Consider the following 25,436-nt stretch of genomic DNA (forward strand, 5'->3'; position numbering starts at 1 on the left):
AGTGACACGTTAGCAGGGTCAATCCCACAATAAAAGAGGCGATATTCGTGAATCTTAGCCAGGAAATCATTGGGGTCGTTCTGGCAGGTGGCAGAGCAACGCGGATGGGAGGGAAAGATAAGGGGCTCCAGCTCCTGAATGGCAAACCCTTATGGCAATGTGTCGCTGATACGCTCGCCGGCCAGGTGACAACCCTGGCCATCAGCGCGAACAGGCATATCGACACGTATCAGCACAGCGGGTATGCCGTGTATCAGGATAATATTGAGGATTACCCGGGGCCGCTGGCCGGTATGCTCTCAGTGATGCAGCAGTCGAACAGTGAGTGGTTTCTGTTCTGTCCCTGCGATACCCCGTTTATTCCATCCTGTCTCGTTGAGCGTCTGGTTCAGCTTCGTGGCACAGCATCCGTGGTTTGGGTACATGACGGCGAGCGCGACCATCCTGCTATTGCCTTAATGCACCGCTCGCTAGTGTCTTCTCTGGAGGCGTATCTGGCGGCGGGAGAACGCAGAGTGATGGTGTTTATGCGCCAGTCTGGCGGCCATCCTGTTGATTTTAGCGATTTCAAATCGGCTTTTGTGAACGTGAATACGAGTGAAGATTTGCAGAGGATGCAGGAGAAGAGATGATCCCCGTTTTAGCTATTTCCGCATGGAGCGGCACAGGGAAAACCACGCTGCTGAAGAAACTAATACCCGCACTGTGTGCGAAAGGTATTCGCCCCGGATTGATTAAGCATACGCACCATAACATGGATGTCGATAAACCGGGAAAAGACAGCTATGAGCTGCGTAAAGCGGGTGCCGCGCAGACAATCGTGGCAAGCAATCAGCGCTGGGCATTAATGACAGAAACGCCAGATGAGGCACCGCTGGATCTGGCTTATCTGGTCAGCCGGATGGATCATTCCAGCCTGGATCTGGTGCTGGTCGAGGGGTTTAAGCATGAGGCTGTACCTAAGATCCTGCTGTTCCGAAGCGATGCCGGGCATGATGTTAGCGAGTTAACGCTTGATGAGCATGTGATTGCGGTGGCCAGTGATGTTGTATTGCCGCTTGAGGTTCCGCTGTTGGATTTAAATGATGTGGATGGGATAGCGGAGTTTATTACGACGTGGAGTGCGGTTTGATGCCCTCTTCCTGTGGGAGAGAGAAGCCCAAAGCAAAAAACCCCGCACCTTACGGTACGGGGTTCTTTTATTTGATGCCTGGCAGTTCCCTACTCTCACATGGGGAGACCCCACACTACCATCGGCGCTACGGCGTTTCACTTCTGAGTTCGGCATGGGGTCAGGTGGGACCACCGCGCTAAAGCCGCCAGGCAAATTCTGTTATCTGTATCAGGCTGAAAATCGTCTCTCACCGCCAAAACAGCTTCGGCGTTGTAAGGTTAAGCCTCACGGTTCATTAGTATCGGTTAGCTCAACGCATCGCTGCGCTTACACACCCGACCTATCAACGTCGTCGTCTTCAACGTTCCTTCAGGAGACTTATAGTCTCAGGGAGAACTCATCTCGGGGCAAGTTTCGTGCTTAGATGCTTTCAGCACTTATCTCTTCCGCATTTAGCTACCGGGCAGTGCCATTGGCATGACAACCCGAACACCAGTGATGCGTCCACTCCGGTCCTCTCGTACTAGGAGCAGCCCCCCTCAATTCTCCAGCGCCCACGGCAGATAGGGACCGAACTGTCTCACGACGTTCTAAACCCAGCTCGCGTACCACTTTAAATGGCGAACAGCCATACCCTTGGGACCTACTTCAGCCCCAGGATGTGATGAGCCGACATCGAGGTGCCAAACACCGCCGTCGATATGAACTCTTGGGCGGTATCAGCCTGTTATCCCCGGAGTACCTTTTATCCGTTGAGCGATGGCCCTTCCATTCAGAACCACCGGATCACTATGACCTGCTTTCGCACCTGCTCGAGCCGTCACTCTCGCAGTCAAGCTAGCTTATGCCATTGCACTAACCTCCTGATGTCCGACCAGGATTAGCTAACCTTCGTGCTCCTCCGTTACTCTTTGGGAGGAGACCGCCCCAGTCAAACTACCCACCAGACACTGTCCGCAACCCGGATCACGGGTCTACGTTAGAACACCAGCCATTAAAGGGTGGTATTTCAAGGTTGGCTCCACGCAGACTGGCGTCCACGCTTCAAAGCCTCCCACCTATCCTACACATCAAGGACCAGTGTTCAGTGTCAAGCTATAGTAAAGGTTCACGGGGTCTTTCCGTCTTGCCGCGGGTACACTGCATCTTCACAGCGAGTTCAATTTCACTGAGTCTCGGGTGGAGACAGCCTGGCCATCATTACGCCATTCGTGCAGGTCGGAACTTACCCGACAAGGAATTTCGCTACCTTAGGACCGTTATAGTTACGGCCGCCGTTTACCGGGGCTTCGATCAAGAGCTTCGCGTTACCGCTAACCCCATCAATTAACCTTCCGGCACCGGGCAGGCGTCACACCGTATACGTCCACTTTCGTGTTTGCACAGTGCTGTGTTTTTAATAAACAGTTGCAGCCAGCTGGTATCTTCGACTGATTTCAGCTCCACCCGCAGGGGCTTCACCTACATATCAGCGTGCCTTCTCCCGAAGTTACGGCACCATTTTGCCTAGTTCCTTCACCCGAGTTCTCTCAAGCGCCTTGGTATTCTCTACCTGACCACCTGTGTCGGTTTGGGGTACGATTTGATGTTACCTGATGCTTAGAGGCTTTTCCTGGAAGCAGGGCATTTGTTACTTCAGCACCGTAGTGCCTCGTCATCACACCTCAGCGTTAAAAGGTACCGGATTTACCTGGAACCTCCGCCTACATGCTTAAACCGGGACAACCGTCGCCCGGCTAACATAGCCTTCTCCGTCCCCCCTTCGCAGTAACACCAAGTACAGGAATATTAACCTGTTTCCCATCGACTACGCCTTTCGGCCTCGCCTTAGGGGTCGACTCACCCTGCCCCGATTAACGTTGGACAGGAACCCTTGGTCTTCCGGCGAGCGGGCTTTTCACCCGCTTTATCGTTACTTATGTCAGCATTCGCACTTCTGATACCTCCAGCAACCCTCACAGGCCACCTTCAACGGCTTACAGAACGCTCCCCTACCCAACAACACATAGTGTCGCTGCCGCAGCTTCGGTGCATGGTTTAGCCCCGTTACATCTTCCGCGCAGGCCGACTCGACCAGTGAGCTATTACGCTTTCTTTAAATGATGGCTGCTTCTAAGCCAACATCCTGGCTGTCTGTGCCTTCCCACATCGTTTCCCACTTAACCATGACTTTGGGACCTTAGCTGGCGGTCTGGGTTGTTTCCCTCTTCACGACGGACGTTAGCACCCGCCGTGTGTCTCCCGTGATAACATTCTTCGGTATTCGTAGTTTGCATCGGGTTGGTAAGCCGGGATGGCCCCCTAGCCGAAACAGTGCTCTACCCCCGAAGATGAGTTCACGAGGCGCTACCTAAATAGCTTTCGGGGAGAACCAGCTATCTCCCGGTTTGATTGGCCTTTCACCCCCAGCCACAGGTCATCCGCTAATTTTTCAACATTAGTCGGTTCGGTCCTCCAGTTAGTGTTACCCAACCTTCAACCTGCCCATGGCTAGATCACCGGGTTTCGGGTCTATACCCTGCAACTTAACGCCCAGTTAAGACTCGGTTTCCCTTCGGCTCCCCTATACGGTTAACCTTGCTACAGAATATAAGTCGCTGACCCATTATACAAAAGGTACGCAGTCACCCCATAAAGAGGCTCCCACTGCTTGTACGTACACGGTTTCAGGTTCTTTTTCACTCCCCTCGCCGGGGTTCTTTTCGCCTTTCCCTCACGGTACTGGTTCACTATCGGTCAGTCAGGAGTATTTAGCCTTGGAGGATGGTCCCCCCATATTCAGACAGGATACCACGTGTCCCGCCCTACTCTTCGAGTTCACAACCTGTGCATTTTCGTGTACGGGACTATCACCCTGTACCGTCGGACTTTCCAGACCGTTCCACTAACACACAAGCTGATTCAGACTCCGGGCTGCTCCCCGTTCGCTCGCCGCTACTGGGGGAATCTCGGTTGATTTCTTTTCCTCGGGGTACTTAGATGTTTCAGTTCCCCCGGTTCGCCTCGTTAACCTATGTATTCAGTTAACGATAGTGTGTCGAAACACACTGGGTTTCCCCATTCGGACATCGCCGGGTCAAAGGTTCATATCACCTCGCCGGCGCTTTTCGCAGATTAGCACGTCCTTCATCGCCTCTGACTGCCAGGGCATCCACCGTGTACGCTTAGTCGCTTAACCTCACAACCCGAAGATGTTTCTTTCGATTCATCATCGGCTTGCGAAAATTTGAGAGACTTGAACACACATAACATGTGTGTCGTTTCAATTTTCAGCTTGATCCAGATTTTTAAAGAGCAAATATCTCAAACATGACTCGCAAGTCAGTTTTGAGATATGACGGCAGGTGACTTTCACTCACGAACCAGCAAGTGGCGTCCCCTAGGGGATTCGAACCCCTGTTACCGCCGTGAAAGGGCGGTGTCCTGGGCCTCTAGACGAAGGGGACACTGAAGTCTCAATCGCAAGACGCCTTGCTATTTACTTTTCATCAGACAATCTGTGTGAGCACTACAAAGGCAGGTTCTTTAAGGTAAGGAGGTGATCCAACCGCAGGTTCCCCTACGGTTACCTTGTTACGACTTCACCCCAGTCATGAATCACAAAGTGGTAAGCGCCCTCCCGAAGGTTAAGCTACCTACTTCTTTTGCAACCCACTCCCATGGTGTGACGGGCGGTGTGTACAAGGCCCGGGAACGTATTCACCGTAGCATTCTGATCTACGATTACTAGCGATTCCGACTTCATGGAGTCGAGTTGCAGACTCCAATCCGGACTACGACGCACTTTATGAGGTCCGCTTGCTCTCGCGAGGTCGCTTCTCTTTGTATGCGCCATTGTAGCACGTGTGTAGCCCTACTCGTAAGGGCCATGATGACTTGACGTCATCCCCACCTTCCTCCAGTTTATCACTGGCAGTCTCCTTTGAGTTCCCGGCCGGACCGCTGGCAACAAAGGATAAGGGTTGCGCTCGTTGCGGGACTTAACCCAACATTTCACAACACGAGCTGACGACAGCCATGCAGCACCTGTCTCAGAGTTCCCGAAGGCACCAATCCATCTCTGGAAAGTTCTCTGGATGTCAAGAGTAGGTAAGGTTCTTCGCGTTGCATCGAATTAAACCACATGCTCCACCGCTTGTGCGGGCCCCCGTCAATTCATTTGAGTTTTAACCTTGCGGCCGTACTCCCCAGGCGGTCGACTTAACGCGTTAGCTCCGGAAGCCACGCCTCAAGGGCACAACCTCCAAGTCGACATCGTTTACGGCGTGGACTACCAGGGTATCTAATCCTGTTTGCTCCCCACGCTTTCGCACCTGAGCGTCAGTCTTTGTCCAGGGGGCCGCCTTCGCCACCGGTATTCCTCCAGATCTCTACGCATTTCACCGCTACACCTGGAATTCTACCCCCCTCTACAAGACTCTAGCCTGCCAGTTTCGAATGCAGTTCCCAGGTTGAGCCCGGGGATTTCACATCCGACTTGACAGACCGCCTGCGTGCGCTTTACGCCCAGTAATTCCGATTAACGCTTGCACCCTCCGTATTACCGCGGCTGCTGGCACGGAGTTAGCCGGTGCTTCTTCTGCGGGTAACGTCAATTGCTGCGGTTATTAACCACAACACCTTCCTCCCCGCTGAAAGTACTTTACAACCCGAAGGCCTTCTTCATACACGCGGCATGGCTGCATCAGGCTTGCGCCCATTGTGCAATATTCCCCACTGCTGCCTCCCGTAGGAGTCTGGACCGTGTCTCAGTTCCAGTGTGGCTGGTCATCCTCTCAGACCAGCTAGGGATCGTCGCCTAGGTGAGCCGTTACCCCACCTACTAGCTAATCCCATCTGGGCACATCTGATGGCAAGAGGCCCGAAGGTCCCCCTCTTTGGTCTTGCGACGTTATGCGGTATTAGCTACCGTTTCCAGTAGTTATCCCCCTCCATCAGGCAGTTTCCCAGACATTACTCACCCGTCCGCCACTCGTCACCCGAGAGCAAGCTCTCTGTGCTACCGTTCGACTTGCATGTGTTAGGCCTGCCGCCAGCGTTCAATCTGAGCCATGATCAAACTCTTCAATTTAAGTTTGATGCTCGTGAATTAAACTTCGTAATGAATTACGTATGTTCACTCAGAGACTTGGTATTCATTTTTCGTCTTGCGACGTTAAGAATCCATGTCACTTTGAGTGCCCACACAGATTGTCTGATAAATTGTTAAAGAGCAGTGCCGCTTCGTTTTCTCTGCGGCGCGGGGTGTGCATATTACGCTTTCCCGCTTCAGAGTCAAGCGTTTATTTTGCTTTTCTCTGCTGACCCGGCGGCGTGTGTGCCGTTGTTCCGTGTCAGTGGAGGCGCATTATAGGGAGTTATTTCACAGTGACAAGAGGAAATTTAAAAAAAGTTTCCGTCCGTGTTTTTTTTCACCAATAGCGGTGAAATCAAGCTACAAATTGTTCTATTTGATGTATCTACAACCACAATCACATTCGAGGTGGCATAATTATCAGCATGAAACATTAAGGAATAAACGCGATGCCATTAAGCGCACAACAGCTGGCCGCCCAAAAAAACCTCTCCTATGTGCTGGCAGAAAAGCTGGCGCAGCGGATTTTAGCGGGAAAATATGCCCCGGGCAGCATCCTGCCGGGTGAAATGGAGTTGGGCGAGCAGTTTGGGGTGAGCCGTACCGCCGTTCGTGAAGCGGTGAAAACCCTGACGGCAAAAGGGATGGTTCTCCCGCGCCCGCGCATTGGTACGCGCGTGATGCCGCAGAGTAACTGGAATTTTCTCGATCAGGAGCTGCTCTCCTGGTGGATGACCGAAGATAACTTTCATCAGGTGGTCGATCACTTCCTCGTGATGCGTAGCAGCCTTGAACCCCAGGCCTGCCTGCTTGCCGCCACGCTCGGAACAGCAGAGCAGAAAGCGCAACTTAACGCGTTGATGGAAGAAATGGTGTTCCTGAAAAAACACTTCAACCGGGAACGCTGGGTTGAGGTCGATATGGCCTGGCATGAACATATCTATATGATGAGCGCCAATCCCTTCCTGACCTCCTTTGCCTCGTTATTCCATTCGGTGTACCACACCTACTTTTCCTCTATTACACAAGACGAAGTGGTAAAGCTGGATTTGCATCAGGCGATAGTGGATGCCATTCAGGAGAGCGACGGGCAGCGAGCCCTGAGTGCGTGCCAGGCATTGCTGGCCGCGCCAACCCACCAGCAGGTAGATAAATGACAAAGAAAAAAGCGCGCAGCATGGCCGGATTGCCGTGGATTGCAGCCATGGCGTTCTTTATGCAGGCACTGGATGCCACCATCCTCAACACAGCGCTTCCCGCCATTGCACAAAGCCTCAACCGCTCCCCGCTGGCAATGCAGTCCGCCATCATCAGCTATACCCTGACGGTGGCGATGCTGATCCCGGTAAGCGGCTGGCTGGCTGACCGCTTCGGTACCCGCAGAGTTTTCATGCTGGCCGTAACGCTCTTTACCCTGGGTTCGCTGGCCTGCGCGCTCTCCACATCCTTAACAGAGCTGGTTATCTTCCGCGTGTTACAGGGCATTGGCGGCGCGATGATGATGCCCGTGGCGCGCCTGGCATTGCTGCGTGCCTACCCACGCAGCGAGCTGCTTCCCGTGCTCAACTTCGTCACCATGCCGGGCCTCGTCGGCCCGATACTGGGCCCGGTACTCGGCGGCGTGTTTGTGACCTGGGCAAGCTGGCACTGGATCTTCCTGATTAATATCCCGATTGGTGTGGCAGGGCTGTTCTACGCTCGCAAATATATGCCCAACTTCACCACGCCAAGACGCAGCTTCGATATGGGCGGATTTTTCCTGTTTGGTCTAAGCCTGGTGCTGTTCTCCAGCGGGATGGAGCTGTTTGGTGAGAAAATCGTTGAAACGTGGCTGGCACTGGCCGTCATCCTCAGCGGTATTCTGCTTTTCCTTCTTTATATACGTCATGCGCGTCGCCACCCGACACCGCTTATCTCTTTATCGCTGTTTAACACCCGGACCTTCTCCGTCGGGATTGCAGGAAACATAGCTTCACGCCTGGGGACAGGATGCGTACCGTTCCTGATGCCATTGATGTTGCAGGTAGGTTTTGGCTATCCGGCCCTGATTGCCGGCTGCATGATGGCGCCCACGGCAATGGGTTCAATTCTGGCAAAATCAACCGTCACGCAGGTACTGCGCTGGTTTGGCTATCGTAAGACGCTGGTTGGCGTGACGGTCTTTATCGGCCTGATGATTGCGCAATTCTCTCTGCAATCCGCCTCTCTTCCCGTCTGGATGCTGATCCTGCCGTTGTTTGTGCTGGGCATGGCAATGTCGACGCAGTTTACGTCGATGAACACCATTACCCTTGCCGATCTGACTGACGAGAATGCCAGTAGCGGCAACAGCGTGCTGGCGGTAACGCAGCAGCTGTCGATCAGTTTAGGGGTGGCGGTAAGTGCAGCAGTGCTGCGCTTTTATGAGGGTTTTGACAGCGCGAATACCGTTGAGCAGTTCCACTATACCTTTATTACGATGGGCGCACTCACGGTGGTATCGGCGCTGGTCTTTATGCTGTTAAAACCGAAAGACGGCCGAAATCTGATCAAAGAGCGCCACAAAGCAAAGGCTAAACCGAACCCCGTTCCATCAGAACAGGAGTAAGCTGCAGACGTTGCTGTTGCAGCGTGGGCTGCGCCATTCGGTGGATCAACACATCAACGGCCAGCTCACCCAGTTCATCTTTCGGCTGATGAATGGTGGTCAGCGGCGGCGTCATGTAGCGCGCCAGTTCGATATCATCGTAGCCAATGATCGCCATATCGTCCGGAACGCGTAACCCCGCCTGATACAACGCCTGATAAGCACCAAATGCCATCGCATCGTTACCGATAAATACCGCCTGCGGACGCGGCTCTTGCATCAGCAATGTCTGCATCGCCTCAAAGCCGCCGTTAAATTCGAAATCACCGGTGATCCGGTAGCCGTCAGGGATGGCAAGACCCGCGCGTTCCATCGCCGAGAGATAACCTTCCAGACGCAAGCGCGCCGGGGTTTTATCCAGCGGGCCGGTAATGCAGGCGATGCGGGTATGACCTTTATCGATCAGATGCTGAGTTGCCATGTCGCCGCCCAGCAGGGAATTATCCTGAATCAGATCGCTGGTCCCATCGAACGGTGCCCAGTCCATCATCACCGTAGGAATTGAAGGGTAGCGCTGGATAATCTCTTTCGACGGCTGATGGGTTTCGGTACAGAGCAGCAATAACCCGTCGACGCGTTTTTGCATCAGCGTTTCCAGGTTACGGTTCATACGCTGTTCGTCACCCTCGGTATTGCACAGCACCAGACTGTAGCCACGCTCGAAGCAGCTGCGCTCTACGCCGCGAACAAGTTCAGAATAAAAAGGGTTGGTACTGGCGGTGATCAGCATACCGATGGTGCGCGTCTGGTTAAGCTTAAGGCTGCGCGCCAGCGCCGACGGCGCATAGTTGAGATCTTTTACTGCGGCTTCGACTTTCTCCCGAATCGCCTCGCTAACGAAACGATCGTTATTAATAACGTGAGAGACAGTCGAAGTAGAAACGCCCGCCATGCGGGCGACATCTTTCATCGTAGCCAAGCGTTACCCCTGCTGACTTAAGAATTCATCGATCTCTTTGCGCCACGGTACGGAAGGCTGTGCCCCTTTACGCGTCACCGCAATTGCGGCGGCGGCATGCGCAAAGCGGATCGCATCATCCATCACTTTGCCTTCCAGCAGCGCCGTCACCAGCGCACCGTTAAAGGTATCGCCTGCGGCAATCGTATCAATGGCTTTAACCCTGAAGCCCGGCACGCGACGCCCTTCGCCGTTTACGCTTGCCCACACCCCACGGCTGCCAAGAGTAATGATAACGGTCCCGATGCCCTTTTCATGCAACACTTTCGCCGCACGCGCGGCATCATCATCATTTTCAACACGAATGCCCGTCAGCTTTTCCGCTTCGGTTTCGTTTGGCGTAATGATGTCCACCAGCGCCAACAACTCGTCTGATAATACACGGGCTGGAGCAGGGTTAAGTACGACAGTGGTATGATTTTCATGCGCAATTTTGGCGGCGGCCAGCACGCTTTCAACCGGTGACTCCAGCTGCATCAGCAGGGCTTCGGCTCCACCGATGAGTGCTCGTTGCGCTTCTACGCGCGCCGTCGTCAGCGCAGCGTTAGCACCCGCATGAATACCGATGACATTCTCACCTTCAGCGTTGACGAAAATCAGCGCCACGCCGGTAGACTCCCCCGCAACAACGCTGACCGGCGCGATATCAATATTATCGCTGGCCAGCTGTTTACGTACGCGCTCACCGGTATCGTCATCACCCGTGCAGGCGATAAACGCAATATTCGCCCCACTGCGTCCGGCGGCGACGGCCTGGTTTGCGCCCTTACCGCCAAATGCTACCTGGTACTGATTACCCGTGACGGTTTCGCCCGGTGCAGGGAATGATTCAAGGTTAAGAATGTGATCGGCATTGATACTGCCAAGGACGACGAGGTTACCTGCGGTTTTCATGGTTGGATTGTCCATCTGAGAGCGCCACCGGTGTTACCCGGTGGCGTATGCCACACTTTTCTTTATTGGTGTCCCTCAGGCAGCCAGCGACTGCCTGATTCGCCTTTTACTGCTTGATGACCAGCTTCAGGTCAACAGGGTATTTGGCCTGAACTTTTTCGCCCTTCAGCACTTTGTCGGCAGTTTGTACGCCAGTCGCGCCAATCTGCTCAGGCAGCTGAGCGATGGTCGCAGCCAGTTTGCCATCATTTACCGCTTTTTCACCATCCGGCGTACCGTCAAATCCGACAACCATCACATCAGATTTACCCGCAGTCTGCAGGGCACGCAGCGCACCCAGCGCCATCTCATCGTTATGTGCAAACACAGCCTGCACGTCAGGATGTGCGGTCAGCAGGTTCTGCATAACGTTCAGACCTTTAGTACGGTCGAAGTCTGCTGGCTGGCTCGCCAGGACATTGAATTTGTGTGCAGCAACAGCCTGCTGGAAGCCTTCGCCACGCTCACGCGCTGCGGACGTCCCGGCAATACCCTGCAGTTCGATGACTTTGGCGCCTTCACCGGCTTTCTTCGCAATGTAATCACCGGCGATTTTACCGCCCAGCACGTTATCAGACGCGATGTGGCTGACTACATCGCCTTTGTTCGCCTGACGGTCCAGCGTGATCACCGGAATTTTCGCCTGGTTTGCCATTTTAACGGCGTTACCTACGGCGTCAGAATCGGTTGGGTTGATCAGCAGGATTTTGGTGCCACGAACGGTTAAGTCCTGAACGTTCGCCAGCTCTTTCGCCGGGTTGTTCTGAGAATCCAGCACGACCAGGTTGTAACCCAGCTTGTCAGCTTCTTTCTGCGCACCATCCTTCAGGGAGACGAAGAACGGGTTGTTCAGGGTAGAGACAACCAGCGCGATGGTGTCTTTCGCCATGGCGTTAGCACTTACGGTTGCGCTCAGCGCGACAGCGGAAACCAGGGTAGCCAGTTTTTTCATGTTCATATCTAAGATGTCCTGTAGTGTCGTCAGTTACTGTTTTTTGTTGTCTACCAGTACCGCCAGCAAAATCACCACTGCCTTAACGATCATCTGGTAATAGGAGGAAACACCTAACAAATTCAAACCATTATTCAGGAAACCGAGGATCAGTGCGCCGATCAATGTCCCAACAATGCGACCTTTACCGCCCGCCAGACTCGTACCGCCCAGAACCACCGCCGCGATGGCATCCAGTTCATAGCCCGTACCCGCCGTTGGCTGCGCAGAAGAAAGACGCGCCACTTCGATGATGCCCGCCAGAGAGGCCAGCAGGCCGCACAGGGAGTAAACGATAATTTTGACTTTATTGACGCTAATACCGGACAGACGCGTTGCCGCTTCGTTACCGCCCAGCGCATAAATGTAACGACCCAGACGGGTGTGATGCAGCATGTACCACGCCGCCAGGAAGACGATAGCCATGATCCAGACCGGCGTCGGGACGCCCAGCGGACGGCCAATACCGAACCAGCCAAACAGATCGGCATTATCCGTAAACCCGGTATTGACCGGGCTACCGTTGGTGTAGACCATGGTCACACCACGCAGCAGCAGCATCATGACCAGCGTGGCGATAAACGCCTGAACACGCCCTTTTGCCACGATTACGCCGGTTACAGCGCCAATCGCCGCGCCTGCTGCCAGTGCAGCGGCAACCGCCACCAGCGCGTTGACTTCAATCCCGACAAGCGAAGCGGCGATCGCACCGGTGAGCGCCAGCAGGGAACCGACGGACAGATCGATACCCGAGGTCAAAATCACCAGCGTCATCCCGACCGCCATAATGGCGTTCACAGACGTCTGCTGCAGAATGTTGAAGAGGTTATTAACGGTGAAGAAATTCGGACTCATGGTCGACACAATCGCGATCAGCACCAGCAGGGCAATCAGCGATTTTTGTTCCATCAGCCATGCCTTTGTGAAATAGCGGCGACCAGAAACAGCCTGGGTAGTCATCTTCTTACTCCTGATTCACGCGATTAAGCTTGCCCACAGCGGCAGCCATCAGAACTTCCTGGGTGGCCTGCTCGCGAGTGAATTCACCGCCGAGATGCCCTTCATGCATGACGATAATGCGATCGCTCATGCCTAATACTTCTGGCATCTCGGAAGAGACCAGAATGATGCTCAGCCCGTCGGCCTTGAACTGGTTAATCAGCTGATAGATCTCTTTCTTTGCGCCAACGTCTACGCCGCGGGTTGGCTCGTCGAGGATCAAGACTTTCGGGCGCGTCATCAGCCCGCGGGCAATCGCCACTTTCTGCTGATTACCACCGGACAACAGGCCAATCGCCTGCTCCATTGACGGCGTTTTGACGTTAAAGAGACGGATAAAATCACTGACCGCCTGCTGCTCGTCTTTATGCTTAAGGCTGCCGCCGCTGCGGCTGAAATAGCGCAGCGCGGTAAGCGACATGTTCTCTTTTACCGACATGCCCAGCACTAAACCGTCGCGCTTGCGGTCTTCAGAGATATAGACGATACCGTTCGCCAGGCCATCCTGCGGAGAGCGCGTCACCACTTCATGACCGTCGAGGGTGACATAACCGCTGGTGCGCGGCAGTGCGCCGTAGAGCACTTTCATCAGTTCGGTACGTCCCGCGCCCATCAGACCCGCGACACCGAGGATCTCACCCTGGCGCAGGGTAAAGGTCACATCGTGAACGCCCGGACCGCAGAGGTTATCCACCTTCAGGCGGATCTCACCCGGTGCTTTATCCAGACGCGGATACTGATCTTCCAGCTTACGTCCCACCATCATTTCGATGAGCGTATCTTCGGTCAGCGTCGCCACTTCGCGCTCGGCAATAAACTGCCCGTCGCGGAAGACGGTGACGTCATCGCAAATCTCGAAGATCTCTTTCATGCGGTGAGAAATATAGACAATCCCACGACCCTGCGATTTCAGCTCGCGGATCACGCGGAACAGGGATTCGGTTTCGGTATCAGTCAGAGCGTCGGTCGGCTCATCCATGATGATGACTTTGGATTCAAAGCTCAGCACCTTCGCGATTTCCACCATCTGCTGATCGCCGATGGAGAGCTCGCCTACCAGACGGTCGCTCTTAAAGCGCAGGTTCAGCTTCGCGAGCAGCTTGTCCGCTTCGGCGTACATGGTTTTCCAGTCGATTTTGCCAAACCGGTTCACAAACTCACGGCCGAGGAAGATGTTCTCCGCAATGGTGAGCTGCGGGATCAGGTTTAGCTCCTGGTGGATGATACCGATACCCGCTTCCTGAGAAGATTTCGGGCCGTTAAAGGTGGTCTCTTTACCCAGCCAGAGCAGCGAACCGGCATCACGTTGGTAAATCCCGGTCAGCACTTTCATCATGGTGGATTTGCCCGCACCGTTTTCGCCCACCAGCGCCATCACGCGACCGGAGTAGACATTCAGCGCCGCACCGGAGAGGGCTTTTACGCCCGGGAACGATTTATCGATCCCCTTGAGTTGCAGTAATGCGTCCATGATGGCCTCAGAAGGTGACGCCAGCACAGAGAATGATATTCGCATACGGGGAACACTCCCCGCTGCGAATCACCGCCTGACTGTCTGCGGTTTGTTGTTTGAACTGCTCGTGCGTTGTGTAACGAATTTCTATGGTGTTTCCCTGGTGTTGCTGCAGTTGCTCAATAAACTTAAGCAACGTTTCGTGGAGTTGCGGATTATGTTGTTTGATTTCCGCCGCGAGAATGGCCGCCTCAACCTGCATCTCCGACGTCACCACATCCAGTACCTGCATAAACGAAGGAACTCCCTGCGTTAACGCCATATCAATACGGGTTGTGCTGCGCGGAACCGGTAAGCCTGCATCGCAAACCACCAGCGTATCGGTATGCCCAAGACGGGAAATGACCGATGAGATTTCTGAGTTGAGAACTGTGCCTTTCTTCATTTTCTGCTCCACTAGCGAAACGTTTCGCTAAAAAGAGTGTAGCCGCAAGAGTGTTCAGAAAACCATCATGGCGTAACAGATTTGTGATCAACGTCGAAACGTTTCGCTAAGTGAAATAGAGGGGGAGGTAAATGCAAAACGGTAACCGTCAGGTTACCGTTTTTTATGTTTGCGCCCTCTCCCTGTGGGAGAGGCTCGGGGTGAGGGCATCAGCCCGCAGAAGGACTTAAATCTCGACCTGCGTTCCCAGCTCAATCACGCGGTTAGGTGGGATCTCAAACTGGTCAGGCGCACGCAGAGCGTTACGCTGCAGGATAAGATAAAGCTTACCGCGCAGGCGCAGATACCAGGGACGCTTGCCGATAATCAGCGACTCGTGCGACATAAAGAACGACGTCTCCATCATCCGGCAGCTTAACCCTTCAAGACCGCAGCGGTGGAACACCTCTTCCACATTTGGCGTTTCGCGCCAGCCGTAACTCGCCACCACGCGCCAGAATGTCGGGGACAGCTGCTCGATTTGCACGCGACGCACGTTGTGAACGTACGGCGCATCTTCGGTACGCAACGTCAGCAGGATCACGCGCTCGTGCAGAACCTTGTTGTGCTTGAGGTTATGCATCAGCGCGAACGGGATGACGTTCAGGGCACGAGACATATACACCGCCGTTCCCGGCACGCGCACCGGCGGGGATTTCTCCAGGGAAGCGATCATCGCCTCCAGAGAGTTACCGTGCTCATGCATACGACGCAGCAGACGGAAGCGCTCGCTCTTCCACGTGGTCATCACGATGAACATCACCAGACCCAGCGTCAGCGGCAGCCAACCGCCGGAGACAATCTTGTCGAGGTTCGCAGAGAACAACGGCACGTCGATGCACAGGAAGCCCACCAGAATCATTGCCACAAGGAATTTATTCCAGTGCCAGTTTCGGTACGCCACGGTGGTGGAAAGAAGCGATGTCAGCACCATCGTACCGGTTACCGCAATACCGTACGCCGCCGCCAGGTTACTGGAGTGCTCAAAGCTCACGATAACAATCACAACCGCGAAATAGAGCAGCCAGTTAACGAACGGAATGTAGATCTGACCCGACTCCATCTCTGAAGTATGGATGATGCGCATTGGCGAGAGATACCCCAGACGCACGGCCTGGCGCGTCAGAGAGAACACCCCCGAAATCACCGCCTGAGAAGCAATGACGGTCGCCAGCGTCGCCAGAATCAGCATCGGTACCAGCGCCCAGTCAGGCGCCAGCAGGAAGAACGGGTTCTTAATCGCTTCCGGGTTCTTGAGCAGCAGCGCGCCCTGACCGAAGTAGTTCAGCACCAGCGACGGCAGCACCACAATAAACCATGCCACGCGGATAGGCAGTTTCCCGAAGTGACCCATATCGGCATACAACGCCTCCACGCCAGTGATGGAGAGCACGACCGCGCCAAGCGCCACGAAGGAAACAACTTTATATTCGAGGAAGAAATGCACGGCCCAGTAAGGATTCAGGGCATGCAGCACTTCAGGGTTAGCAATAATGCTGCGCAAACCGAGGGCCGCGAGGATCAGGAACCAGGCCAGCATAATCGGCGCAAACAGTTTACCCACCAGCCCGGTACCGTGCTTCTGGATCGCAAACAGCAGCGTTAATACGATTATCGCCAGCGGAACCACCCACGTATCGAGCTGTGGCGCAATAATCTCCAGGCCCTCTATCGCCGAGAGGACCGAAATGGCGGGTGTGATAACCACCTCTCCGTAGAAGAAACTGCCGCCGATCAGGCCGATAATCACCAGCACGGACGTCATTCTGGCGGAGGTGTTGCGCCCGGCAAGGGACATCAGGGTCAGGATCCCGCCTTCGCCCGCGTTATCTGCACGCATAACGAAGGAGAGATATTTAACAGAAACAACCAGGATCAGCAGCCAGAAGATGAGTGACAAGAAGCCAAACACGGCATCACGCTCAACACCAAAGCCAAACTGGCCGGACAGACATTCACGAAGCGTATAAAGCGGGCTGGTACCGATATCACCGTAGACAACCCCGATCGCAGCAAGCGTTATTGCGGGTAATGATTGCTTATTATCAGTGCTCATAGACTAGTCTTTTCGTTTAAATAACAAATGTGTTCCCGGTCCCTTGGCCCACAAAAAGCGCACAGTATGCACGATTCGTTGCAAAATCGAACCCCTAAATGCAACCGCATTAATGTAGCGCAAAGAAAATTGCGCCGCACTTCAGCCTATTACCAGCTCTGACTGAAACGTCTATACTCGCTTCAATTGGCCGCCACGACGGCGAAAGGATGCAAAACTATTATGGCTCACTCACATTTATTAGCAGAAAGAATTTCCCGCCTCAGCAGTGCGCTAGAGAAAGGCCTTTTCGAGCGTAGCCACGCCATTCGCCTTTGCTTACTGGCAGCGTTGAGCGGTGAAAGCGTGTTTCTGCTGGGTCCGCCGGGCATTGCCAAAAGCCTGATCGCACGCCGCCTGAAGTTCGCTTTTCAGAATGCTCGCGCCTTTGAATATCTCATGACGCGCTTCTCCACCCCCGAAGAGGTTTTCGGTCCGCTCTCTATTCAGGCCCTCAAAGACGAGGGGCGTTATGAGCGTCTGACAGCGGGTTATCTTCCGGAAGCAGAAATTGTCTTTCTCGATGAGATCTGGAAAGCCGGCCCGGCAATCCTGAACACCCTGCTCACGGCGATTAACGAACGCCGGTTTCGCAACGGGGCCAGCGAAGAGAAAATCCCCATGCGTCTGCTGGTGGCCGCGTCAAACGAACTGCCCGAAGCCGACAGCAGCCTGGAAGCGCTGTATGACCGTATGCTGATCCGCCTGTGGCTCGATAAAGTCCAGGACAAGTCAAACTTCCGCTCTATGCTGGTCAGCCAGCAGGATGAGAACGAAAACCCGGTGGCGGCTTCTTTGCAGGTGACGGACGAGGAGTATTACCAGTGGCAGGAAGAGATCGGCAAAATCAAACTGCCCGATGCCGTTTTTGAACTGATCTTCATGCTGCGCCAGCAGCTTGATTTACTTCCTTCCGCACCGTATGTCTCGGACCGTCGCTGGAAAAAGGCGATTCGTCTGCTCCAGGCAAGCGCCCTGTTCAGCGGTCGTGATGCCGTCGCGCCCATCGATCTGATCCTGCTGAAAGACTGCCTCTGGCACGACGCAGAAGGCATGAACCTGATGCAGCAGCAGCTGGACGTATTGATGACCGGACACGCATGGGGGCAGCAGGCGATGCTCAACCAGCTGGGGGCGATTACTCAACGCCGCATCCAGCTCCAACAGCAGCAAAGTGATAAAACGGCGCTGAAAGTCAATCGTCTGGGCGGTATGTTCGCCCGCAAACCGCATTACGAGCTCCCCGCCGATCTGACCGGTACGACGCTAACGCTGCTGCTCCAGCAGCCGCTCAAACTGCATGATATGCAGGTGGTACACATTACGGTTGAGCGCGAGGCGCTATCTCAGTGGCTCGACAAAGGCGGTGAGATCCGCGGAAAACTCAACGGCATCGGTTTCGCGCAGCCGCTCACGATGGAAGTAGACAGCAGCCAGCACCTGGTGATCCGCGACGTCAGCCTGCAGGGCTCGCGTCTTGCGCTTCCTGGCACCGCTTCTGACAGCGTGCCGGAAGAGATCAAACAGCAGCTGGACGCCCTGGATACCGAATGGCACCAGCAGCACACCCGCTTTAGCGAACAGCAAAAATGCCTCTTTATTCATAGCGACTGGTTAGGTCGCATCGAAGCCAGCCTGCAGGATGTCAGCGCGCAGATCAAACAGGCGCGTCAATGCTAACGCTGGACACGCTCAACGTGATGCTGGCGGTCAGCGAGGAAGGGTTGATCGAGGAGGTGGTGATTACCCTTCTGGCGTCGCCACAGCTGGCGGCGTTTTTTGAAAAATTCCCGAAGCTCAAAAAGGCGATGACCGACGATCTTCCGCGCTGGCGAGATAATCTGCGACAGCGATTCAAAGAGACTGAAGTTCCGCCGGAACTGACGGAGGAAGTCGCGGCCTATCAACAGTGTCAACGGCTCTCCACGACGCAGTTTATCGTCCAGCTCCCACAAACCCTGGCAGTACTCGATAACGTCCACTCTCCGTTTGCCAGCCAGGCCCGGGCGCTGGTCACGGATAACGCCACCTTTACCCCCGCACTGCATACTCTCTTTTTACAACGCTGGCGCCTCAGTCTGGTGGTTCAGGCCACAACGTTAAACCAGCAGTTGCTGGATGAAGAACGTGAACAGCTGCTCAGTGAAGTTCAGGAACGCATGACCTTAAGCGGTCAGCTTGAGCAGGTGCTGGTGGAAAATGAAAACGCCGCAGGACGTCTCTGGGACATGAGTGCCGGTCAGCTCAAACGCGGAGATTACCAGTTGATCGTCAAATACGGCGATTTTCTGGCGCAGCAGCCGGAATTGATGAAGCTTGCTGAACAGCTGGGGCGCTCAAGGGAGGCAAAATCGGTTCCAAAGAAGGATGCCCCGATGGAAACCTTCCGCACCCTGGTGCGTGAACCGGCAACCGTGCCAGAACAGGTCGACGGGCTCCAGCAGAGCGATGACATTCTGCGCCTGCTGCCCACCGAACTGAGCACGCTCGGAATGACCGAGCTGGAGTATGAGTTCTACCGTCGGCTGGTGGAAAAACAGCTTCTTACCTACCGGCTGCACGGCGAAGCGTGGCGCGAGAAACTTAGCCAGCGTCCGGTCGTCCATCAGGATTTTGATGAACAGCCGCGCGGGCCGTTTATTGTTTGTGTGGATACGTCCGGTTCGATGGGCGGATTTAACGAACAGTGTGCAAAAGCGTTTTGCCTGGCACTGATGCGCGTGGCGCTCGCCGACCGCCGTCGCTGCTTCATCATGCTCTTCTCCAGCGAAGTCGTGGGTTATGAGCTGACGAACCAGCAGGGAATAGAGCAGGCAATCCGTTTTTTAAGCCAGCGTTTTCGCGGGGGCACTGACCTGGCCAGCTGCTTTCGCAGCATCGTTGAGCGGATGCAGGGGGGTGACTGGTACGACGCCGATGCGGTCGTCATTTCCGATTTTATAGCCCAGCGACTGCCGGATGATGTGGTTAATAAAGTGAAGGAGTTACAGCGGGTGCATCAGCACCGTTTTCACGCCGTCGCGATGTCCGCTCATGGTAAACCCGGCATCATGCGCATCTTCGATCATATCTGGCGCTTTGATACCGGGTTGCGTAGCCGCCTGCTCAGACGCTGGCAGCGTTAATTAAAGAAGAGATCCCACGCTGTCACGCACCTGCTGCGGCCAGACGCCACACTGTACCTGACCAATATGCGGCAGTTGCAGCAGCAGCATGGTCAGACGGGACTGGCCGATCCCTCCCCCGATGGTCTGCGGCATTTCGCCGCGCAGCAACGCCTGGTGCCACTCTAATTTGAGACGATCTTCGTCACCGGTCACCGCCAGCTGGCGTTTCAGCGCGTCGGCATCCACGCGGATCCCCATAGAGGAGAGCTCAAATGCATCTTCCAGTACCGGGTTCCAGACCAGGATATCGCCGTTCAGCCCGGCATAGTCGTGCTCGCCCGCGGTGCTCCAGTCATCATAATCCGGCGCACGGACGTCGTGGCGTTTGCCATCAGAGAGTTTGCCGCCAATGCCGATCAGGAATACTGCACCCAACTCTTTCGCAATCGCACGTTCACGGCCTTTGGCATCAAGATCCGGGAAACGGCTCAACAGTGCCTGGCTATGAACAAAGTGGATCGTTTCCGGCAGGAACGGTGCCAGACCAAACTCTTTGCTCACGGCCGCTTCAGTCGCTTTGATCCCGGCGTAGATCGCCTCAACGGTGGATTTCAGCGTGCCGAGGTGACGCTCGCCATCACCCATCACGCGCTCCCAGTCCCACTGGTCAACGTAAACAGAGTGAATAGGTGAGAGGCGGTCTTCATCGGGGCGAAGGGCTTTCATGTGCGTGTAAAGCCCTTCGCCCGCGCTGAAGTCGTGTTGTCCCAGGGTCTGACGCTTCCACTTCGCCAGGGAATGAACCACTTCGAACTGGGCATCTGGCAGTGTTTTCACTTTCACCTGTACCGCTTTTTCGCATCCAGACAAGTTATCCTGCGTCCCGTCGCCCACCCGGCTCAAAATTGGTGCCTGAACCTCAATCAGCCCAAGCTTCTCTTCCAGCTGGCGGGAAAAATGGGATTTAACGAAACTGATCTGGCGTTGTTTTGCGATGTAAGCGGTTTTCATTATTTATACTCCTGCGTCCTGTTGGTAATGATTAAGCAACAGAACCGGCACTTAATTCAATAACTCAACAACAAAAAGCCGACTTCACTTTTGAATCGATAAAATATGAGGCTAGAATAGAAAGAATCATCAATCTTCATAAGAAAAAGCTATGGAAAATTATCAGATCGACAATCTCGACCGCGGCATACTCGAGGCGTTAATGGCCAATGCCCGTACCGCCTACGCCGAACTGGCGAAACAGTTTGGTGTCAGCCCGGGAACCATTCACGTTCGCGTAGAGAAAATGAAGCAGGCGGGGATCATTACCGGCGCGCGCATTGACGTTAGCCCGAAGCAGCTGGGTTACGACGTCTGCTGCTTTATCGGCATCATTCTTAAAAGCGCAAAAGACTATCCTTCCGCCCTGGCCAGGCTCAATGCGCTGGATGAGGTCACCGAGGCGTACTACACCACGGGGCACTACAGCATCTTTATAAAAGTGATGTGCCGATCCATCGATGCCCTCCAGCAGGTACTTATCAACAAGATCCAAACAATTGATGAAATTCAGTCCACCGAGACACTGATCTCCCTGCAAAACCCGATCATGCGTACCATCCGCCCATGATCGGGCAAATTCATTCCCACATTTTCCACAGGTAGATCCCAGCTCGTTCACAGCGTACAATATCTCCCTCTTTATCTGAGCGAGCGATCAATGGCGGACATTACCCTTATCAGCGGCAGCACCCTCGGTGGTGCGGAATATGTAGCGGAACATCTGGCTGAGAAGCTGGAAGATGCGGGCTTTTCAACACAAACCCTGCACGGACCGCTGCTTGAAGATCTCCCGACTGACGGGGTCTGGCTGCTGATCACCTCCACGCATGGCGCGGGCGATCTGCCGGATAACCTGCAACCTTTATATGACGAACTGCAGGAACAGCAGCCTGACCTCTCAAAGGTCCGTTTTGGCGCTGTGGGGATCGGCAGTCGTGAATATGACACCTTTTGCGGGGCAATAGAGAAAGTCGAAGCTGTTGTCACCTCTTGCGGAGCAAAACAGCTGGGTGAAACACTCAAGATCAACATCCTCGATCATGATATTCCGGAGGATCCGGCCGAGATCTGGTTGGGTGAATGGAAAAATTTACTCAAAAACGATTAAAGATCGCGCGATCAGATGTGGATAACTCTGGTTAAAAGCTCGTATTAACCCGTAGTTATCCAAAGAACAACTGTTGTATCGTTTTTAGCCTGTGTATAAAGTAGCGATCTGATCCCAGCTTATACGGTCCAGGATCACCGATCATTCACAGCAAACGATCCTTCCTAACTGCATGATCTTATTTGCCGGATCGGACTTATCCACACAAGTACGCGATCCTAATAAGAGATCACAATAGAACAGATCTCTAAATAAAAAGATCTTCTTTTTAATAGCCCAGGATCCCAATGCTTTCTCGAAAGACTAAAGTTGAGTAGAATCCACGGCCCGGGCTTCAATCCATTTTCATACCGCTTTACGCGAGGCAGACCACCATGTTTTATCAGGATCCTTTTGACGTCATCATCATTGGCGGGGGTCACGCAGGCACTGAGGCCGCAATGGCCGCAGCGCGTATGGGTCAACAGACCCTGCTTTTGACACACAATATCGACACGCTGGGACAAATGTCCTGTAATCCGGCGATTGGCGGCATTGGGAAAGGACACCTGGTAAAAGAAGTGGATGCGCTTGGCGGCCTGATGGCGAAAGCGATCGATCATGCAGGCATCCAGTTTAGGATACTAAACGCGAGTAAAGGGCCGGCAGTGCGTGCCACTCGTGCACAGGCAGACCGCGTGCTTTATCGTCAGGCCGTACGTACCGCGCTGGAGAACCAGCCAAACCTGATGATCTTCCAGCAGGCGGTAGAAGATCTTATCGTTGAGAACGATCGCGTCGTGGGTGCAGTGACCCAGATGGGCCTTAAATTCCGCGCCAAAGCGGTGGTACTGACCGTCGGCACCTTCCTGGACGGGAAAATTCATATTGGTCTGGATAACTACAGCGGTGGCCGTGCAGGCGATCCGCCATCCATTCCGCTCTCTCGTCGTCTGCGTGAACTGCCACTGCGCGTAAGCCGCCTGAAGACTGGCACACCGCCGCGTATTGACGCGCGCACCATTGATTTCAGCGTGCTTGCGCAACAGCACGGTGATAACCCGATGCCGGTCTTCTCGTTCATGGGCAATGCGGCGCAACATCCGCAGCAGGTACCGTGCTACATCACGCATACCAACGAAAAAACCCATGACGTGATCCGCAATAACCTCGATCGCAGCCCAATGTACGCCGGTGTGATCGAAGGGATCGGTCCGCGTTACTGCCCGTCGATCGAAGACAAAGTGATGCGCTTTGCCGATCGTAACCAGCACCAGATCTTCCTGGAGCCTGAAGGGCTGACCTCAAACGAAATTTATCCGAACGGTATCTCCACCAGCCTGCCGTTCGATGTGCAGATGCAGATTGTTCGCTCAATGCAGGGCATGGAGAATGCGAAAATCGTTCGCCCTGGCTACGCTATTGAGTACGATTTCTTCGACCCGCGTGACCTGAAGCCAACCCTGGAGAGCAAATTCATCCACGGTCTGTTCTTCGCGGGCCAGATTAACGGCACCACCGGTTACGAAGAAGCGGCTGCACAGGGTCTGCTGGCCGGTCTGAACGCTGCCCGTTTCTCTGCCGAAAAAGAGGGCTGGGCCCCGGCGCGTTCTCAGGCCTATCTGGGCGTACTGGTTGACGATCTCTGCACCCTGGGCACCAAAGAACCGTACCGTATGTTTACCTCTCGTGCGGAATATCGCCTGATGCTGCGCGAAGATAACGCCGACCTGCGTCTGACTGAAATGGGCCGCGAGCTGGGTCTGGTCGATGATGAACGCTGGGCACGCTTTAACGAGAAGCTGGAGCGCATTGAACAGGAACGTCAGCGTCTGAAAACCACGTGGGTTAATCCACAGGCGGAAACCGCTGCCGAAGTGAACGCTCACTTAACTGCGCCGCTCTCACGTGAAGCCAGCGGTGAAGATCTGCTGCGTCGTCCCGAAGTGACCTATGAGAATCTGGTGAAACTCACCGCGTTCGCCCCGGGTCTTGAAGATGCCGAAGCCGCTGAACAGGTCGAAATTCAGGTGAAGTACGAAGGCTATATCGCGCGCCAACAGGATGAGATTGAAAAACAGCAGCGTAACGAAAACACGTTGCTGCCGGAAATGCTGGACTACCGTCAGGTGACGGGGCTTTCCAACGAAGTGATCGCTAAGCTGAACGATCATAAACCGGTATCCATCGGCCAGGCATCACGTATCTCTGGCGTTACGCCTGCCGCGATTTCGATTCTGCTGGTGTGGTTGAAGAAACAGGGTATGCTGCGCCGCAGCGCGTAATGCCCAGAACATTGCCCGGTGGCGATGCGCTTACCGGGCCTACTGAACCCGTAGGGCGGGTAAGCGAAGCGCCACCCGCCACCTAAGTTTTCCAACAGGTATTCACCGTGCTCAACAAACTCTCTCGTCTGCTGGATCAGGCAGGTATTTCGCTCACCGATCACCAGAAAAACCAGCTGGTGGCCTATGTCGATATGCTGAACAAATGGAACAAAGCGTACAACCTGACGTCGGTACGCGACCCCAACGAGATGCTGGTACGCCATATTCTCGATAGCATCGTTGTGGCACCGTATCTGAAGGGTGAGCGTTTTATCGACGTTGGCACGGGGCCCGGTCTGCCAGGGGTTCCGCTGTCGATTGTCCGGCCGGAAAGTCATTTCACGCTGCTGGACAGCCTCGGTAAGCGCGTGCGCTTTTTACGACAGGTTCAGCATGAGCTGAAGCTTGAGAACATCACGCCCGTTCAAAGCAGGGTAGAGGCGTTTCCGGCAGAACCGCCGTTTGACGGTGTTATCAGCCGCGCCTTTGCTTCACTCAATGACATGGTGAGCTGGTGTAAACATTTGCCCGCAGAAGAGAAAGGGCGTTTCTATGCGCTGAAAGGGCAACTGCCGGGCGATGAAATTGAACAGCTTCCGGACGGTTTTGCCGTTGAATCCATCGAGAAATTAAACATTCCTCAGCTCGACGGTGAACGTCATCTGGTGATAATTAAGCCAAACAATTTTTAAAAAATTAATAAAAAATGTGGAATTTGTGCTGTTCTGGTGATGTTAAAAAACAGCACAACTCACATGGATTTACCCGTTAGCATTTAACCTCTTTTTTACCATGGTTTTTCTTATGGTTAACGTTGCGCCTATTATTCACCGTGAAGATAGTCAACTATGAAAATATCAGTCTGCTAAAAGTGGAAGACTGTAATCAGAGTGTGATGTTAATTATTTATTAAGAATGTCAATAAAAGGTTTTTATTGTGTACGGGGCTGTTTTGAAAATAGTTGCGATATTTTATCTTTGATTTCAGAAAGATACTCCTGTGCGATTTACGGCTTTGATAAATACAACCTTATCGCAAATGTGTGTTTTGTGATCTCGTGCACGCTTTGTAGTCAACGTTTTCGCGCTGTTTGCAGTTTTGCTCGAAGGTCGATGCTTTCAGCGAAAGTTGAAA

The 25,436-nt window shown here is 54.0% G+C and carries 18 protein-coding genes, 1 tRNA gene and 3 rRNA genes; 10 read left to right on the plus strand and 12 right to left on the minus strand.

Annotated features, from left to right (window positions below; translation table 11 throughout):
• The first annotated feature begins 47 nt into the window (after positions 1 to 47).
• Positions 48 to 632 carry a molybdenum cofactor guanylyltransferase MobA gene (mobA, locus tag L3068_RS23035; RefSeq protein ID WP_023331643.1) on the plus strand — a complete coding sequence of 195 codons (585 nt, stop codon included), beginning with the start codon at positions 48 to 50 and terminating at the stop codon, positions 630 to 632.
• Positions 629 to 1,132 carry a molybdopterin-guanine dinucleotide biosynthesis protein MobB gene (gene mobB, locus L3068_RS23040; protein ID WP_050863110.1) on the plus strand — a complete coding sequence of 168 codons (504 nt, stop codon included), beginning with the start codon at positions 629 to 631 and terminating at the stop codon, positions 1,130 to 1,132. The genes mobA and mobB overlap by 4 nt, the downstream gene beginning before the upstream one ends.
• A 76-nt stretch (positions 1,133 to 1,208) precedes the next feature.
• Here the strand turns inward: mobB and rrf are convergent.
• From rrf to L3068_RS23060, 4 genes are all read right to left on the minus strand, one after another.
• A 5S ribosomal RNA gene (rrf, locus tag L3068_RS23045) occupies positions 1,209 to 1,324 on the minus strand.
• 64 nt (positions 1,325 to 1,388) lie between these two features.
• Positions 1,389 to 4,292 (minus strand): 23S ribosomal RNA (locus L3068_RS23050).
• Positions 4,293 to 4,484: 192 nt separating this feature from the next.
• Positions 4,485 to 4,560, minus strand: a tRNA-Glu gene (locus tag L3068_RS23055).
• A gap of 85 nt (positions 4,561 to 4,645) precedes the next feature.
• Positions 4,646 to 6,185 (minus strand): 16S ribosomal RNA (locus L3068_RS23060).
• Together the 16S, 23S and 5S rRNA genes with 1 tRNA gene alongside form the textbook arrangement of a ribosomal RNA operon.
• 452 nt (positions 6,186 to 6,637) lie before the next feature.
• Between L3068_RS23060 and L3068_RS23065 the strand changes: the two genes are divergently transcribed.
• Complete coding sequence (locus L3068_RS23065) at positions 6,638 to 7,345, plus strand: FadR/GntR family transcriptional regulator (protein ID WP_014881867.1); 708 nt, start codon at positions 6,638 to 6,640, stop codon at positions 7,343 to 7,345.
• On the plus strand, positions 7,342 to 8,775 hold the full coding sequence (gene mdtD, locus L3068_RS23070) for a multidrug transporter subunit MdtD (protein WP_023331646.1): 1,434 nt from the start codon (positions 7,342 to 7,344) through the stop codon (positions 8,773 to 8,775). Before L3068_RS23065 ends, mdtD begins: the two co-directional genes overlap by 4 nt.
• Here the strand turns inward: mdtD and rbsR are convergent.
• From rbsR to kup, 7 genes are all read right to left on the minus strand, one after another.
• On the minus strand, positions 8,741 to 9,733 hold the full coding sequence (gene rbsR / locus L3068_RS23075; protein WP_117582128.1) for a ribose operon transcriptional repressor RbsR: 993 nt from the start codon (positions 9,731 to 9,733) through the stop codon (positions 8,741 to 8,743). The genes mdtD and rbsR overlap by 35 nt on opposite strands.
• 3 nt (positions 9,734 to 9,736) lie before the next feature.
• Positions 9,737 to 10,666, minus strand: a complete 930-nt coding sequence (gene rbsK, locus L3068_RS23080) for a ribokinase (protein ID WP_047027517.1) — start codon at positions 10,664 to 10,666, stop codon at positions 9,737 to 9,739.
• A gap of 106 nt (positions 10,667 to 10,772) precedes the next feature.
• Positions 10,773 to 11,663 carry a ribose ABC transporter substrate-binding protein RbsB gene (gene rbsB, locus L3068_RS23085; protein ID WP_117582126.1) on the minus strand — a complete coding sequence of 297 codons (891 nt, stop codon included), beginning with the start codon at positions 11,661 to 11,663 and terminating at the stop codon, positions 10,773 to 10,775.
• Positions 11,664 to 11,690: 27 nt separating this feature from the next.
• Positions 11,691 to 12,656 carry a ribose ABC transporter permease gene (gene rbsC, locus L3068_RS23090; protein WP_014881872.1) on the minus strand — a complete coding sequence of 322 codons (966 nt, stop codon included), beginning with the start codon at positions 12,654 to 12,656 and terminating at the stop codon, positions 11,691 to 11,693.
• A gap of 4 nt (positions 12,657 to 12,660) precedes the next feature.
• Positions 12,661 to 14,166 (minus strand): ribose ABC transporter ATP-binding protein RbsA, encoded by a 1,506-nt coding sequence (gene rbsA / locus L3068_RS23095; protein WP_023336493.1) that lies wholly within the window; start codon positions 14,164 to 14,166, stop codon positions 12,661 to 12,663.
• 7 nt (positions 14,167 to 14,173) lie between these two features.
• Positions 14,174 to 14,593, minus strand: coding sequence for a D-ribose pyranase (gene rbsD, locus L3068_RS23100; RefSeq protein WP_014881874.1), 420 nt, complete (start codon positions 14,591 to 14,593; stop codon positions 14,174 to 14,176).
• A 226-nt stretch (positions 14,594 to 14,819) separates the two neighbouring features.
• Positions 14,820 to 16,688, minus strand: coding sequence for a low affinity potassium transporter Kup (gene kup / locus L3068_RS23105; RefSeq protein WP_014881875.1), 1,869 nt, complete (start codon positions 16,686 to 16,688; stop codon positions 14,820 to 14,822).
• Positions 16,689 to 16,910: 222 nt separating this feature from the next.
• Here kup and ravA point away from each other — a divergent pair, with 222 nt between their 5' ends.
• Together ravA and viaA are read left to right on the plus strand one after the other, a co-directional pair.
• A complete protein-coding gene (ravA, locus tag L3068_RS23110) occupies positions 16,911 to 18,407 on the plus strand; it encodes an ATPase RavA (RefSeq protein WP_023331650.1) in 1,497 nt (498 codons plus the stop codon).
• Positions 18,401 to 19,852, plus strand: a complete 1,452-nt coding sequence (viaA, locus tag L3068_RS23115) for an ATPase RavA stimulator ViaA (protein ID WP_023331651.1) — start codon at positions 18,401 to 18,403, stop codon at positions 19,850 to 19,852. The genes ravA and viaA overlap by 7 nt, the downstream gene beginning before the upstream one ends.
• On the opposite strand, the gene asnA is transcribed toward viaA, so the two are convergent.
• A complete protein-coding gene (gene asnA / locus L3068_RS23120) occupies positions 19,853 to 20,845 on the minus strand; it encodes an aspartate--ammonia ligase (protein ID WP_014881878.1) in 993 nt (330 codons plus the stop codon).
• Between the two features lie 151 nt (positions 20,846 to 20,996).
• Between asnA and asnC the strand changes: the two genes are divergently transcribed.
• The 4 genes from asnC to rsmG all read left to right on the plus strand — a co-directional run bounded on the left by asnC (position 20,997) and on the right by rsmG (position 24,993).
• Positions 20,997 to 21,455 carry a transcriptional regulator AsnC gene (gene asnC, locus L3068_RS23125; RefSeq protein WP_014881879.1) on the plus strand — a complete coding sequence of 153 codons (459 nt, stop codon included), beginning with the start codon at positions 20,997 to 20,999 and terminating at the stop codon, positions 21,453 to 21,455.
• A gap of 90 nt (positions 21,456 to 21,545) precedes the next feature.
• Complete coding sequence (gene mioC, locus L3068_RS23130; RefSeq protein ID WP_023331654.1) at positions 21,546 to 21,995, plus strand: FMN-binding protein MioC; 450 nt, start codon at positions 21,546 to 21,548, stop codon at positions 21,993 to 21,995.
• Between the two features lie 374 nt (positions 21,996 to 22,369).
• Positions 22,370 to 24,259 (plus strand): tRNA uridine-5-carboxymethylaminomethyl(34) synthesis enzyme MnmG, encoded by a 1,890-nt coding sequence (mnmG, locus tag L3068_RS23135; RefSeq protein ID WP_008500196.1) that lies wholly within the window; start codon positions 22,370 to 22,372, stop codon positions 24,257 to 24,259.
• Between the two features lie 107 nt (positions 24,260 to 24,366).
• Positions 24,367 to 24,993: a 16S rRNA (guanine(527)-N(7))-methyltransferase RsmG gene (rsmG, locus tag L3068_RS23140; protein WP_014881881.1), complete on the plus strand. Its 627-nt coding sequence runs from the start codon at positions 24,367 to 24,369 to the stop codon at positions 24,991 to 24,993.
• Positions 24,994 to 25,436 lie beyond the last annotated feature (443 nt).

Source organism: Enterobacter cloacae complex sp. ECL414 (assembly GCF_021869685.1).
In the GTDB taxonomy this organism is placed as follows: Bacteria; Pseudomonadota; Gammaproteobacteria; order Enterobacterales; family Enterobacteriaceae; genus Enterobacter; species Enterobacter kobei.

What these genes read in the sequence shown, in the direction of transcription:
- rbsD (WP_014881874.1), bottom strand. Translation starts at nt 14,593, where the DNA reads ATGAAGAAAGGCACAGTTCTCAACTCAGAAATCTCATCGGTCATTTCC.
- mdtD (WP_023331646.1), top strand. Translation starts at nt 7,342, where the DNA reads ATGACAAAGAAAAAAGCGCGCAGCATGGCCGGATTGCCGTGGATTGCA.
- kup (WP_014881875.1), bottom strand. Translation starts at nt 16,688, where the DNA reads ATGAGCACTGATAATAAGCAATCATTACCCGCAATAACGCTTGCTGCG.
- asnA (WP_014881878.1), bottom strand. Translation starts at nt 20,845, where the DNA reads ATGAAAACCGCTTACATCGCAAAACAACGCCAGATCAGTTTCGTTAAA.
- viaA (WP_023331651.1), top strand. Translation starts at nt 18,401, where the DNA reads ATGCTAACGCTGGACACGCTCAACGTGATGCTGGCGGTCAGCGAGGAA.
- mobB (WP_050863110.1), top strand. Translation starts at nt 629, where the DNA reads ATGATCCCCGTTTTAGCTATTTCCGCATGGAGCGGCACAGGGAAAACC.
- rbsB (WP_117582126.1), bottom strand. Translation starts at nt 11,663, where the DNA reads ATGAACATGAAAAAACTGGCTACCCTGGTTTCCGCTGTCGCGCTGAGC.
- mnmG (WP_008500196.1), top strand. Translation starts at nt 22,370, where the DNA reads ATGTTTTATCAGGATCCTTTTGACGTCATCATCATTGGCGGGGGTCAC.
- rbsA (WP_023336493.1), bottom strand. Translation starts at nt 14,166, where the DNA reads ATGGACGCATTACTGCAACTCAAGGGGATCGATAAATCGTTCCCGGGC.
- rbsK (WP_047027517.1), bottom strand. Translation starts at nt 10,666, where the DNA reads ATGAAAACCGCAGGTAACCTCGTCGTCCTTGGCAGTATCAATGCCGAT.
- rbsC (WP_014881872.1), bottom strand. Translation starts at nt 12,656, where the DNA reads ATGACTACCCAGGCTGTTTCTGGTCGCCGCTATTTCACAAAGGCATGG.
- ravA (WP_023331650.1), top strand. Translation starts at nt 16,911, where the DNA reads ATGGCTCACTCACATTTATTAGCAGAAAGAATTTCCCGCCTCAGCAGT.
- asnC (WP_014881879.1), top strand. Translation starts at nt 20,997, where the DNA reads ATGGAAAATTATCAGATCGACAATCTCGACCGCGGCATACTCGAGGCG.
- mioC (WP_023331654.1), top strand. Translation starts at nt 21,546, where the DNA reads ATGGCGGACATTACCCTTATCAGCGGCAGCACCCTCGGTGGTGCGGAA.
- L3068_RS23065 (WP_014881867.1), top strand. Translation starts at nt 6,638, where the DNA reads ATGCCATTAAGCGCACAACAGCTGGCCGCCCAAAAAAACCTCTCCTAT.